At 75.3% G+C, this 11,883-nt stretch carries 12 protein-coding genes; 3 read left to right on the forward strand and 9 right to left on the reverse strand.

Annotated features, from left to right (window positions below):
* Window positions 1-19 precede the first annotated feature (19 nt).
* Window positions 20-1,690 carry a DUF1996 domain-containing protein gene (locus ACQPYN_RS11975; protein ID WP_433037061.1) on the reverse strand — a complete coding sequence of 557 codons (1,671 nt, stop codon included), beginning with the start codon at window positions 1,688-1,690 and terminating at the stop codon, window positions 20-22.
* 39 nt (window positions 1,691-1,729) lie between these two features.
* The gene (locus ACQPYN_RS11980) at window positions 1,730-2,968 is read right to left on the reverse strand and encodes a hypothetical protein (protein ID WP_433037063.1); all 1,239 of its coding nucleotides are present in this window, start codon (window positions 2,966-2,968) and stop codon (window positions 1,730-1,732) included.
* Window positions 2,969-3,128: 160 nt separating this feature from the next.
* Here ACQPYN_RS11980 and ACQPYN_RS11985 point away from each other — a divergent pair, with 160 nt between their 5' ends.
* Complete coding sequence (locus ACQPYN_RS11985) at window positions 3,129-3,377, forward strand: DUF3039 domain-containing protein (RefSeq protein ID WP_328308869.1); 249 nt, start codon at window positions 3,129-3,131, stop codon at window positions 3,375-3,377.
* A gap of 78 nt (window positions 3,378-3,455) precedes the next feature.
* The gene (locus tag ACQPYN_RS11990; protein ID WP_433037065.1) at window positions 3,456-5,219 is read left to right on the forward strand and encodes a DEAD/DEAH box helicase; all 1,764 of its coding nucleotides are present in this window, start codon (window positions 3,456-3,458) and stop codon (window positions 5,217-5,219) included.
* Between the two features lie 400 nt (window positions 5,220-5,619).
* Here ACQPYN_RS11990 and ACQPYN_RS11995 read toward each other — a convergent pair whose 3' ends face one another.
* The gene (locus tag ACQPYN_RS11995; RefSeq protein ID WP_274189263.1) at window positions 5,620-5,814 is read right to left on the reverse strand and encodes a DUF7455 domain-containing protein; all 195 of its coding nucleotides are present in this window, start codon (window positions 5,812-5,814) and stop codon (window positions 5,620-5,622) included.
* Window positions 5,815-6,133: 319 nt separating this feature from the next.
* On the opposite strand from ACQPYN_RS11995, the gene ACQPYN_RS12000 reads away from it, so the two are divergent.
* Window positions 6,134-7,495, forward strand: a complete 1,362-nt coding sequence (locus ACQPYN_RS12000; RefSeq protein WP_433037067.1) for a glutamine synthetase — start codon at window positions 6,134-6,136, stop codon at window positions 7,493-7,495.
* Between the two features lie 24 nt (window positions 7,496-7,519).
* Here the strand turns inward: ACQPYN_RS12000 and ACQPYN_RS12005 are convergent, their stop codons facing one another.
* From ACQPYN_RS12005 to ACQPYN_RS12030, 6 genes are all read right to left on the reverse strand, one after another.
* The gene (locus ACQPYN_RS12005) at window positions 7,520-8,365 is read right to left on the reverse strand and encodes an inositol monophosphatase family protein (protein WP_433037069.1); all 846 of its coding nucleotides are present in this window, start codon (window positions 8,363-8,365) and stop codon (window positions 7,520-7,522) included.
* A gap of 43 nt (window positions 8,366-8,408) precedes the next feature.
* Complete coding sequence (locus ACQPYN_RS12010) at window positions 8,409-8,699, reverse strand: hypothetical protein (protein WP_433037071.1); 291 nt, start codon at window positions 8,697-8,699, stop codon at window positions 8,409-8,411.
* Between the two features lie 41 nt (window positions 8,700-8,740).
* The gene (gvpJ, locus tag ACQPYN_RS12015; protein ID WP_433038849.1) at window positions 8,741-9,091 is read right to left on the reverse strand and encodes a gas vesicle protein GvpJ; all 351 of its coding nucleotides are present in this window, start codon (window positions 9,089-9,091) and stop codon (window positions 8,741-8,743) included.
* Between the two features lie 16 nt (window positions 9,092-9,107).
* On the reverse strand, window positions 9,108-9,806 hold the full coding sequence (locus ACQPYN_RS12020) for a hypothetical protein (protein WP_433037073.1): 699 nt from the start codon (window positions 9,804-9,806) through the stop codon (window positions 9,108-9,110).
* Window positions 9,803-10,954 (reverse strand): Acg family FMN-binding oxidoreductase, encoded by a 1,152-nt coding sequence (locus ACQPYN_RS12025; RefSeq protein ID WP_433037075.1) that lies wholly within the window; start codon window positions 10,952-10,954, stop codon window positions 9,803-9,805. The genes ACQPYN_RS12020 and ACQPYN_RS12025 overlap by 4 nt, the downstream gene beginning before the upstream one ends.
* Before the next feature lie 94 nt (window positions 10,955-11,048).
* Window positions 11,049-11,870 (reverse strand): alpha/beta fold hydrolase, encoded by an 822-nt coding sequence (locus tag ACQPYN_RS12030; RefSeq protein WP_433037077.1) that lies wholly within the window; start codon window positions 11,868-11,870, stop codon window positions 11,049-11,051.
* Window positions 11,871-11,883 lie beyond the last annotated feature (13 nt).

The following is an 11,883-nucleotide window of genomic DNA, read 5'->3' on the forward strand; positions in this document are numbered from 1 at the left end:
AACGGACGGTGACCCCGCCTCAGACGCCCCGCAGCACCGGGGTGCGCAGGGGCGCCATCTGCGGGGCGCTGCGCGGCAGGGGCGTGACGCCCGGCAGCGGACCCAGCCCGTCCGCGGGAGCCGGGAGGCGCGGCGCGGTCGGGCGCTGCTCCGGCGCAGCCTGGCCGTGACCGGAGGCCGTGTCGCCGTGGACGGCGCCGTCGTGTGCCGTGCTGTGGTGTTCGGCGCCGCCGTGCGCCGGGACCGCGGGCCGCGGCTGGTGGGCGTTCGCGTGGGTGGCGAGGGCGTGCACGAACGTCCGTGAGCGTGGGACCCGGTCGGCGATGTCGGTGGACCCCGCGCCCGCGGCATCCTGCGAGGGACCCTGCACGCAGCGCCGAGCGCTGTTGATGCAGTCCGCGCCCTCCTCGGCGCGGCGCTCGGAGGACAGGTACTCCAGCAGCGCGTGGTCGGTGATCGGGTTGTGGCGCTGCTCGGGGAAGCTGTCGATGGCGAACTGACGGCCGGGCGGCGGGTCCTCGTAGGTCACCGTGATCCGCAGCGCCGGCACGGGGATGAGCTCCTCGTCGCACTCGCCGTCCTCATCGGGGTACCGGATGTGGGTGGCGTGGTCCTCGGAGTCGAGGTCCTGGCCGTTCCAGCAGCTCGGGAAGTCGTAGACCCGCTGCAGCGACGACCCGCCGGGGCACATCGGGTAGAGGTCGGTCATGCGCTGGCCGGACCCTGTGCAGGTGAACTTGGCGTTGCTGCCCTCGCCGCCCTTGGTGGCCGCCTTCGCCGAGCCCGTGACGAGCGCGATGTTGAGCGGCATGGCCTCGGTGCGCCGGGTGCCGTGCCCGTGGAACGTGTAGTCGACCGACGACGGCTCGATGAACGACCCGACGTTGCCGTCGAGGCTGCCCCCGTCGGCCCCGACGTCGGGCCCGACGCCGCGGAGATCCCGCAGCACCGGCCAGAAGATGGGGGAGCGGTCGCCGTTCGTGCACGTCGTCGAGGACTCCTCGAGCGTCTCGTCCTCCGAGGCGAAGTTGGTGCCCTCGTTGCCGGCGTAGTCGTGGGTGTGCTGGGCGCCGTTGCGCACGCCCGGGGCGATGATGAAGTTGTCGGAGTTGTGGTGCGCGCTCATCGCGCAGCGGATGCTGTAGCTGCCGCCGGAGAACACGCCGCCCTCGCCGCGCTGCCCCACCGAGCGGACGTTCTGGATGTTCACGAACTCCTCGGCGCTGGGACGGCCCGCCTTGTCGCGATCGGGGAACTGCTCGGCGTCCTCCCCGCCCGCGCCTCCGCCCTGACCACCGCCGGCCCGGCCCCCGCCGCCCTGCTCCTCGTCCTGCCCGCCCTGCTCCTGATCGGAGCCACCGCCGGAACCCGAGCGCGAGTCCTCCTCGGAGCCGGAGTCACCCGAGTCCGACTCGGAGTCCGAGTCCCCCGAGCCCGAGCCCTCGTCGTCCTCCGCGATCGCGACCAGACCCCCGTGGGATACCAGTGGCGTCCCGGCGCCGGCCGCGACGCCGATGACCAGACCAGCGACGGCGAGCACAGCGAGCAGGAGCACAGGGACGCGGCGCGGACCGCGGGCGGGGCGTTCGAGCGCGTCCCACGGGCTCGCGGGCGTCTCCGCGCCCGCCTCCGCCCGCGCCGGCCCGCCCCGCCGCACCCGGGGCGAGCGCCCCCACCGCGACCCGCTCATGACCCTCCGTCCGACACCCCGGCCTCCGCGTCGCGGACGCTAGCCGCGGCCCGCGCGGCCCGGTGGCGCTTTCGTGGAACTCGTGACCCGGGACCGGACCGGGCCCGACCAGGGGTCGGCACCCGGGGGCGCGGGGTGCGGCCACGGCCCGGTGCCCGGGCGGGCCTGGCCGGCGATCGGCACGGGTCCCGACCGGCGCCCCGTCCCGGCCCGGACCACGGGCGCCGGGCCGGGCGGCATGTCGAGCACGCGCACCGGCCCCGACGCCGGATCGAGCGGGCGTGCACCACCGCGGCGCGCGCCCGCGGGCCGTGGCGGGGCCAGGGGGCGGATCTCGGTGCGCTCGGGGTCGTCGCCGCCGGCGGTCACGAGGGCCGGCGGGCCCCAGCCGTCGCTCCGCGCGGGCCGGACCAGGGGCGGCACCGCCGGGGCGCCCCGCCGCAGGTCGAGCAGGGGCGTCCAGGGCCAGTACTCCTCGAGGCGGCGGCAGCGGGCGCACCCCAGCCCCAGCACGAGGCCGAACACGAGGTGCCCGACGAGCGAGAGGAGCACGGTGGCCGGCGTCAGCGGGAACATCTGCTGCTGCCCGCGCGGGGCGAGGGCCACCGTGGCGACGAGGCCCGTCCACACGGGGAAGACCGCGAACGTCACCGACGCCGCGACGGTGGCGCGCTCGCCCCACCGGCGCAGCCCGGTGGCGGCGACGAGCACGAAGAACGCGACGCCGATGCCGCCGCCATCGCCGACGTAGCGCCACAGGTAGCCCACGACCGCGCCGACCACCGGGGACCCGGCGTCGGCGGCGGCACCGGAGCCGAGGATCCAGGTGCCCACGCGCGGGATGAAGTCGCCCCACCAGCCGAGCAGGTAGACGGTGTCCAGGCGCACCGCGTCGTAGACCAGCGTCGCCAGCACCCCCCACATCGCCCCGGAGAGCAGCAGCCGCTCCTCGCCGGACGGGGAGAACACGCCGAGCAGCAGGGTGACCAGCGTCAGCGGCACCACGAGCAGGCCCGCCGTGACGTTCATCGGGGCGATGCCGAACACGTGCGCGGAGATCGCGAGCAGCGGCAGCGCGGCCACGAGGAGGTGCAGGCCCAGCCGGAGCAGGCGCGCACGGTGCTCGCCGACGAAGACGCGGACGGCCTCGCACCGTGAGCCCGGGCCGTCGGGCAGCTCGTCGGGCGGCACCGCGGACGGCCAGGCGGGCGGACCGACGAACGGGCGCGCGACGCCGGGGCGACCGAGGGGATGGGCCGACCGGGCCGGCTCGGCCATGAGCACTCCTCCTCGATCGGGGACGGGTGCGCTCACCGTGACAGCCCGGTCGGCGGTGTGGGTGCCGTTCGGTGGGATCCGCCCCGGGTGGCCGGGGCCTCGGCGCGACGGGCCTCCCGGCGTGCCCCCACCGTCGGGGTCGTGGGGCATCATGGAGTCCATGAGCCAGACCACCGTGCTTCCCGACACCCGGCCCCAGGGGACCGACCGCACGGGTGACGACGACCCGAAGATGTTCCACTACGTCCGGAAGAACAAGGTCGCCGAGTCGGCGGTCACCGGGTCGATGGTGGTGGCCCTCTGCGGTGAGACCTTCCCGGTCACGCGCTCGCCCAAGCCGGGCTCGCCCGTCTGCCCGGCCTGCAAGGAGATCTTCAGCAAGATGCGTCCCGGCGACGACGGCGAGTAGGTCCCTGGAGGACCTCTCCGACGGCCGCCCGAGCACCGGGCCGCCGTCGTCCCCGTCCGACGTCTGCCCGGAGGGCCCTTGACCACCCGTACGACCGGTAGCCCGACCAGTACGGACACGGCGGCGGCACGGCCGCTGCGCACCTGGCAGCGCCGCGCGCTGACCCGGTACCTCACCGACCGTCCCAAGGACTTCCTGGCGGTCGCGACGCCCGGCGCGGGCAAGACCACCTTCGCCCTGAAGGTGGCGGCCGAGCTGCTCGGCGACCGCTCCGTCGACACCGTCACGATCGTCTGTCCCACCGAGCACCTCAAGCACCAGTGGGCCGAGGCCGCCGGTGCCGCGGGCCTCGCGATCGACCCCGAGTTCTCCAACGCCGTCGGGCGCACCTCGACCGACTTCCGCGGCGTCGCCGTCACGTACGCGCAGGTGGCCGCGCACCCCGTGCTGCACATGAACCGCACCGAGGGCCGGCGCACGCTGGTGATCTTCGACGAGATCCACCACGCGGGCGACGCCAAGTCGTGGGGCGAGGCGACGCGCGAGGCGTTCGCGGGCGCGACGCGCCGCCTGGCGCTGACCGGGACGCCCTTCCGGTCCGACGACAACCCGATCCCGTTCATCGCCTACGAGCCCGACAGCGCCGGCGTGCTGCGCTCGCGCGCCGACCACTCCTACGGCTACGCCGACGCGCTGGCCGACGGGGTCGTCCGCCCGGTCGTCTTCCTCGCGTACTCGGGCCAGGCGAGCTGGCGCACCAGCGCGGGCGAGGAGATGACGGCCCGTCTCGGCGAGCCCCTCACCGCCGAGCAGAACGCCCGCGCCTGGAAGACCGCGCTCGACCCCAAGGGCGAGTGGATGCCGGCCGTCCTCCAGGCCGCCGACACCCGGCTGACGCAGCTGCGCGGCGGGGGCGTCCCCGACGCCGGCGGGCTCGTCATCGCCACCGACCACACCACGGCCAAGGCCTACGCCGCGCTGCTGCGCCGCATCGCGGGCGAGGAGCCGGTCGTCGTGCTCTCGGACGACCCGAAGGCCTCCGGGCGCATCGCGGAGTTCGGGCGCACGAACGAGCGCTGGCTCGTCGCCGTCCGCATGGTGTCCGAGGGCGTCGACGTCCCGCGGCTGGCCGTCGGCGTCTACGCCACCAGCGCCTCGACGCCGCTGTTCTTCGCCCAGGCCGTCGGCCGCTTCGTCCGGTCGCGGCGGCCGGGGGAGACCGCGAGCGTCTTCCTCCCGAGCGTGCCCTCGCTGCTGACGCTGGCCAGCGAGCTGGAGGTGCAGCGCGACCACGTCCTCGGCCAGCCCCACCGGCCGAAGGAGGGCTGGGAGGACGACCTCCTCGAGGCGGCCAACCGCACCGAGGACGAACCGGGCGAGCAGGAGAAGGCGTTCGAGTCGCTGTCCGCCGAGGCGGAGCTCGACCAGCTGATCTACGACGGGTCGTCGTTCGGCACCGCGGCGGGCGCGGGCTCGGCCGAGGAGCAGGACTACCTCGGGCTGCCCGGGCTCCTCGAGCCCGACCAGGTGCGGGCGCTCCTGCGCCGGCGTCAGAGCGAGCAGCTGGACCGCGAGGAGGAGGCGCCCGCCCCCGCGGCGGCGGCCCCGGAGCCGTCCCCGTCGCCGGTCCGCGAGTTCCGCCGCGACGTCGGTGTGGCCGAGCGGCTCAAGGAGCTGCGGCGCGAGCTCAACGCCCTCGTCGCCGCGCACCACCACCGCACGGGCAAGCCGCACGGCGCCATCCACGGCGATCTGCGGAAGTACTGCGGGGGGCCCGCGACGCCCATGGCCTCGCTCGAGCAGATCGAGGAGCGCATCGCCACGCTGCGGTCCTGGCGCTGATCTCTACGCAGAGTGTCTGATCCTTAACCTGTGGTACACATCACACTCCGTGGTGCGTCGGTGCTGTCGCGGTCGTCGCGGTCCGACATCCCGGCGTCATGGTGTTCACCGGAGCGTCACGATGCGCACCATCCCGCCGGCGCCGGGTGGGGCGGGCGCGGAGCGAAGCGACTGGACCGGGAACGCGGACCGGACGCCGGGTTCTCCCGACGACGGATCGGAGCGCATGATCGCGGCCCGGAGCGCAGGTCCGTAGCGGTCGAGGAGCCGCCGCCGGCAGGCGGGAGCACGACCTCCGACCCCGCACACGACGACGGGCGAGGACCCTGAGGTCCTCGCCCGTCGTGGTCTCGATCTGCGGCTGTGGTCTTCTGCGAAGAAGTCGCTGGTCAGCTGGCCGTCATGCGCTCTCACCGGCCTGGACGTCCACCGACAGCTCCTTCAACTTGGCCTCGTGGGCCCGGGCGTGGTGCCCGCAGAAGAGGAGTTCTCCACCGGAGGGCAGTACGGCGCGGACCTTGGCCGCTGCACCGCAGCGGTCGCAACGGTCCGAGGCGGTGAGTTCTGGCCGGGTCAGGGTGCCGGGCATCGTCATCTCCCTCCGTCGGGGTCCGTGACTCTCGTCCCGGGCCCGCGAGATCCGGTCATGCGACCGTCCCTCCACTGTGTCAGACGCTGCCCGCGACCGCTCGTGTTCACGCGCCGCTTTGTCATCCGTCACGAACCGCTCATCGGAGGTGGAGAACCGTTCGTTCCGGGGTAGGGGCGACAACCACCCGTTGGTGAGTCGATCTCGAGCGACGAGTGGTGACGGGGGCCCACGAGCCCCGCCTGCCCCCGCCGGTCACGGCGGGACCGTCGGGGTCGCCCACTAGCCTGTGGCCACCACACCGGGACGGTGACAGGAGACTGCGGTGGCCGACACGGCGGAGCGGGCGCGCGAGCTCGTCGAACAGCTGCGGGGCGTGGGCGTCGCCGGCGTCACCGTGGCGTGGTGCGACAACAACGGCATCCCGCGGTCCCGGACGGTGCCGCTCGCGTCGCTGCCCCAGGTCGCCGAGACCGGCATCGGCGTGAGCACCGTGTTCGCGATCTTCGACACGAACGACGGCATCCAGTACGGCGCGCCGGGCCGCGAGACGCCGTCGGGCGACGTGCGCCTGGTGCCCGACCTCGACCGCCTGACGCCGCTCGCGGGCCAGCCGGGCATGGCGTGGGCCCCGGGCACCCAGGTCGACGTCGACGGCTCGCCGTGGCCGTGGGACCAGCGCTCCCTGCTGGCGGCGACGGTCGACGGGCTCGCCGAGCGCGGCTACACCGCGCTGGTCGGCTACGAGATGGAGTTCGTGGTCTCCGCGCCGAGCCCCGACGGCGCCGTGGTGCCCGCCTACCGCGGTCCGGCGTACAGCCCGCACGGCCTGCTCGAGATCGACGCGTTCGCCACCGACCTCCTGCGCGACGCCGAGGCCAACGGGCTGCGCATCGGCCAGTTCCACGCCGAGTACGGGCCGGGGCAGGTCGAGCTCTCGCTCGGCGCCACCGACCCCGTCCGGGCCGCCGACGAGCAGCTCCTGGCGCGCCAGACCGTCCTGGCCGCCGCTGCGCGCCACGGACTGCGCATCAGCTTCGCGCCGCTGCCGTCGCTGCAGCTCGCGGGCAACGGCTGGCACGTCCACAGCTCGCTGTGGCGCGACGGCGTCAACCTGCTCGCCGGCGGCCCCGAGGGGCCCGGCACGGCCGGCAGCGGCTACATCGCGGGCCTCCTGCGCGACCTGCCGGCGCTCGCGGCCGTCACCGCGCCCTCGGTCGGCTCCATGGCGCGGCTGCGGCCGGGCTTCTTCGCGGGCGCCTACGGCTTCTGGGGCATCGAGAACCGCGAGGCCCCCGTCCGGTACGTCGTCGGCTCCCCGCTGCTGGGTGCCGACCACGCCAACGTCGAGCTCAAGGTCTCCGACGCCTCGGCGAACCCGTACCTCGCCCTCACCGCGCTGCTGACCTCCGGCGTGGCCGGCGTCGAGGAGAACCTCGTCCCGCCGTCCCCGATCGCCGCGGACCCCGGCACCTGGAAGAAGAAGGAGCGGGCCGCCGCGGGCGTCGAGAAGCTGCCGACGACCCAGGCCGACCAGGAGGCCGCGCTCGTCGCGAACCCCCGCATCACCGAGGCCCTGGGTGCCGAACGGCTCGGGGCGTTCCTCGCGGTCCGGCGCGCGGACGCCGCCTGGGCGGCCGAGCGCGAGCCCGAGGACGTCCTCGCCGCCTGGCGCTGGCGCTACTAGACGGACCGCTGCTCCACGGACCCGCTACCGGCCGCGCAGGACGTCCAGGATCGCCTGGTGCGCGGCCGGGCGGGCGATGAGCAGGTCGGGGGAGTACGGGTCGTCGGCGCCGAAGGGCAGCGGCGAGCCGTCGAGGCGGGTGACGCGCACGCCCGCGCCCTCGGCGACCGCGGCCGGCGCCGCGTTGTCCCACTCGTACTGCCCGCCCGAGTGCAGGTAGGCGTCGACGAGGCCGTCGACGACGGCCAGGGTCTTCACGCCCGCCGCGGACATCGCGACCGTCCGCACGGGGAAGGCCGCCGCCAGCCGGCGCAGCTCCATGGGTGGCCGTGAGCGGCTGACGGTGACCGACAGCCCGGCCTCGGGGTCGACGGGTGTGTCGGGCAGCGGCCGGACGGTGGCGGAGTCCGCGAGCTCGCCGCGGGCGGGCAGGGAGACCGCCCCGGCGACCAGCGTGCCGTCCACCACGAGCGCGACGTGCACGCCCCACTCGTCCCCGCCGCGGCCGTAGCCGCTGGAGCCGTCCAACGGGTCGACGATCCACAGCCGGTGCGCTCCGCGGCGCGGCGCGGGGTCCTGGGTGCCCTCCTCGGAGAGCACCGCGTCCTCGGGCCGGTGGCGGGCGAGCGCGCCGATCAGGTAGTCGTGCGCCTCGGCGTCGCCGCGGTACTCCCGCTCGCGGCCCGTCGAGGTGTCGTCGCGCAACGTCATCAGCAGCTCGCCGGTGGTTTCGGCGAGCTGTCGGGCCAGCGCGGCGTCCTCGGCGACGGTGGGCTCGTCACCCGACGCCGACGGACGAGCTCCCCCCTCGGCGTGCTCCCCCGGATGCTGCGTCCCCGGCTCCGGCGGCAGATCCCTCGCGGCACTCACCCCCCGATCCTGCCCGACGCCGCGCGGCGTCACCCGGTGGGGATCAGCCGCCCTCGGCGGCGGTGAGGACACCGGCCAGTTCGTGCAGCACCGCGGCCCGCGCCTCGTCGGACCCCGGGGCCGTGTCGTCGCGCTGGTCGAGCAGGAGGCGGGCGAGGCTCGCGAGGCTGATGACCTGCGCGGCGAACTCCTCGGGCCCGGCCAGCTCGCCGAGGAGGGCGCCGACCGCCGGGAGGTCGTTCGCGTCCATGCCCTGGATCAGGGCCACCGAGCGGCGGTGGATCTCGGCGGGATCGGGGGCGGGCAGGCCGTCGGCGGCGGGATCGGGATGCACGCCGCCAGCATCCCAGCCGTGGGCGGGCGCCCGCGGAGGGCTCAGCCCTTCCCGCGGAACTCCCGCCACTTCTCCTGGCCGGCGTCGAGGACGCCCTTGGTGATCCCCTTCGCCGCGCCCTGGGTGACGCCCTCGGTCATCTTCTTCGGCAGCTCGTCGAGGCCCACACCGCCCTTCGCGTGCAGGTCGAGGCGGTTGGTGGCCTCGGCGAAGCGCAGGTAGGTGTCGACGCTGGCCACGACGATGCGGGCGTCGATCGTGACGATCTCGATGCCCACGAGCGAGATCTTGGCGAAGACGTCGATGACCAGGCCCTTGTCGAGGATCAGGTCGAGGACTTCGGCCAGACCGCCCTGGGGGGAACGACGGACGCCGCCCGACGCCGGGCTCATGGTCACGAGCGGAAGTCTAGGAACCCGGCTCCGACGCGGCCATCGACCGGACGGCCCCGAGATCGCCATCGTGCGGACGATCTCCCCGGGCGCGCAGGACCGCGATCGGGATCGCGACGGCCGCCACGACGAGGGGGACGACGGCCGCCCATCCGATCACCGCGAGCGGGACGACGCCCACGGCGACGAGCCCGACGAGCGTGGCCCGACCCGGCCGCGGGAGCGCCGCCGCGAGGAGGAGCGCCGCTCCGCCGGTGACCGCTGCCGCCGTGGGCAGAGGTGCCGCGGCCGCGGCCATGAGGAACTGGCAGCACCCCAGCGCCCCGAGCAGGATGCGGTACCGGTTCGCGGTCACCGCGCCCGCGGTCGCCCGCCAGCTCCCGGCGACGGCCAGGACGCCGGCCGCCGTCAGCAGCAGAGCGGGCGGCCACGCGAGCACGCCGACGGTGCTCAGGCACAGCAGCCCCGGCCCGGCGAGCCCGAGCGCCACGAGGGCCCGCACGCCCCGGGGGTCGTGCGGGCGCCAGGCCCGGTGGGCGGCCAGGAGGGCGACGGCGGCCAGGACGACGGTCAGCACCCCGAGCGGCACCGGCGCGAGCTTGTTGCCGGTCCACTCGGGGATGTCACGGCCGGACACGACCTGGACGAGCCCGGCGACGGCCAGGAGGACCCCGCCGAGGGCGCCGAGGTGGCCCGCGACGCGTGCGCGGGTCACCGGAGCACGTCCCCGAACGACCGTCGCGGCGTGGGGCGGGCCGGCCGCTCGGGCAGGCCGACGCGGAAGGTGAGCAGCGGCCGCGCGCCCGTGGGCAGGAGAGCGGCGAAGCGCGGCCCCAGGTCCGAGACCGTCCCGGTGGTCGCCTCGCGGTCGAGCCGCTCGGTGATCTGGTTCATGTGCTGGAGGGCGACACCGAGCGACGTCGCCCGCAGGTGGATGCGTTGCAGCAGACGTCCGGCCTCCAGGCGACGGGCACGGGAGTCGTCGTCCTCCGGAACCGTGATCACCCCGTAGGCGGCGGCGGTGGCCGTGTGGACGTCGCGCGTCCGGTCGACCCAGAACCGGTCGCCGTCGACCCGCGACGCGGGTGGCAGCAGCTTGGCGACGCCGAGCTCCAGCGCGCCGAACCCCTGGCCGTCGAGGACGAGCCCGTCGCGGTGCCGCTCCTCCTCGTCGTGGGTGGCGCGGAACCAGGCGAAGTTGTCGATCGACTGCTGCTCGTCCGCGACCAGGGCTTCCGCGGCGTCGACGAGCAGCCGGCCGAGCGCCTCCCGGGGGCCCTGCTCGGCGATCCAGACCACGCTCGGCTCCCCGCCGGACAGCGACGCCAACGTGGACGGCTCGAGCGGCACCGGCCGGTAGGGACCCCGGTGCGTGTGCCGCCGGTCGATCACCCCGGCGAGCGGTTCGGCGCCCGGCGCGGTCGGGACGAGGCCGACGTGCGCGACGCGGTCCCCGTCGCCGTCCGGCAGCAGCGTGACCACCGGCCGCAGACCCTGCGGTGCGCACGCGAGCACCAGGTTCTCCAGCGCGCACCCGAGCCCGACGTCGCGCTCCCGTCCGAAGGGATCGATCGACCCGGTGCCGCGCGCGGGGTCGGCGAGGACGTCGATCGCGTCCGCCGCGACGGCGAAGCGCCAGGGCTGAGTGTTGTGCGGGCTCGCCGCCAGGACGGCGGCGCCGACCAGCCCCGCCGGACCCGGGAGCTCCCGCCAGGCCGTCCAGGGCGCGTAGGCCGGGCCGGACCCGGGGTCGAGCACCGCGCCGTCGTAGGCCCGGTAGCTGAGCACCCCGGTGGCGGCCACGGCGAGCGTGGCGCCCGCCGCACCCAGCACCTGACGCCGGGACAAGCCGGTCGGGGCCATGGGGCCGTCCTCGCGGGGTCGGGGCAGGTACTCACCGAGAACCCTTCCGCGCTCCGGCTGCCGGCGCACCAGCCAACTTCCCGTGAGGAGACGGTCACGCCCGGTGGGCCGCGGGTGCGACGGTCTCCTCCGCGAGCAGGGCCCGGAGCTCGTCGGCGAACACGGACGGGCGGTCGTTGTACGGGAGGTGGGCCCCCGACGTCTCCAGGACGGGCGCGCCGAGCTGGTCGGCGAGCCACCCGGCGCTCCGGGCCAGGTACCGCTGCGGGTCGTCGCGACCCGCGGCCACCGTCACCTCGACGCCGGTCGCCCGGAGCCGGACCGGGTCGGGCCGGTAGCTCGCGACGAGCTCGAGCTCCCCGCCGAAGAACACCTCCGCGTTGGCGAGCAGGCGGGCGACGAGGAGGGGATCAGCACTGTCGAGCTCGCTGGCGGTGGCGACCGACCGCATGAAGAGGTCCATCGCCGCCGGAGGGCCACCGCGCGCCATCCCGTCGCCGATCAGGGACATCAGCTGCGCGCCGATCTCCTCGCCGTCCGGCAGGACCCCGATCAGCGGTGGTTCGTGCAGGACCGCTCGCTCCACCACGAGCGGGTGCCGCTCGACGAGCGTGGCCGTGACGATCGCCCCGAAGCTGGTGCCGACGACGATCGCCGGCGCGAGGCCCAGCTCCCGCAGCAGGGCCGCCGCGTCGTCGGCCTGTTCGGCGAGCGAGGTGGCGTGCCCCGGGGTCGAGGGGCTGCGCGAGTTGCCGCGCCGGTCGTAGGTGACGACGGTGAACGCATCGGCGAGCTCCGCCGCGGTCGCGGTCCAGTAGCCGGCGTCGCCGCCCGCGCCGGCGACGAACAGCAGGGGTGGCCCGTCGCCGGTGATCTCGTAGTGGATGGCGGTGGCGTTCGCGCTGATCAGGGGCATGATCCGACCGTAG

Source organism: Actinomycetospora sp. CA-053990 (assembly GCF_050948445.1).
GTDB classification, from domain to species: domain Bacteria; phylum Actinomycetota; class Actinomycetes; order Mycobacteriales; family Pseudonocardiaceae; genus Actinomycetospora; species Actinomycetospora callitridis.

Bases quoted from the DNA above. Each gene is read 5' to 3' on its own strand.
- ACQPYN_RS12025 (WP_433037075.1), bottom strand. From the start codon at position 10,954: ATGGCCCCGACCGGCTTGTCCCGGCGTCAGGTGCTGGGTGCGGCGGGC.
- ACQPYN_RS11995 (WP_274189263.1), bottom strand. From the start codon at position 5,814: ATGACGATGCCCGGCACCCTGACCCGGCCAGAACTCACCGCCTCGGAC.
- ACQPYN_RS11985 (WP_328308869.1), top strand. From the start codon at position 3,129: ATGAGCCAGACCACCGTGCTTCCCGACACCCGGCCCCAGGGGACCGAC.
- ACQPYN_RS12030 (WP_433037077.1), bottom strand. From the start codon at position 11,870: ATGCCCCTGATCAGCGCGAACGCCACCGCCATCCACTACGAGATCACC.
- ACQPYN_RS11975 (WP_433037061.1), bottom strand. From the start codon at position 1,690: ATGAGCGGGTCGCGGTGGGGGCGCTCGCCCCGGGTGCGGCGGGGCGGG.
- gvpJ (WP_433038849.1), bottom strand. From the start codon at position 9,091: ATGAGCCCGGCGTCGGGCGGCGTCCGTCGTTCCCCCCAGGGCGGTCTG.
- ACQPYN_RS11980 (WP_433037063.1), bottom strand. From the start codon at position 2,968: ATGGCCGAGCCGGCCCGGTCGGCCCATCCCCTCGGTCGCCCCGGCGTC.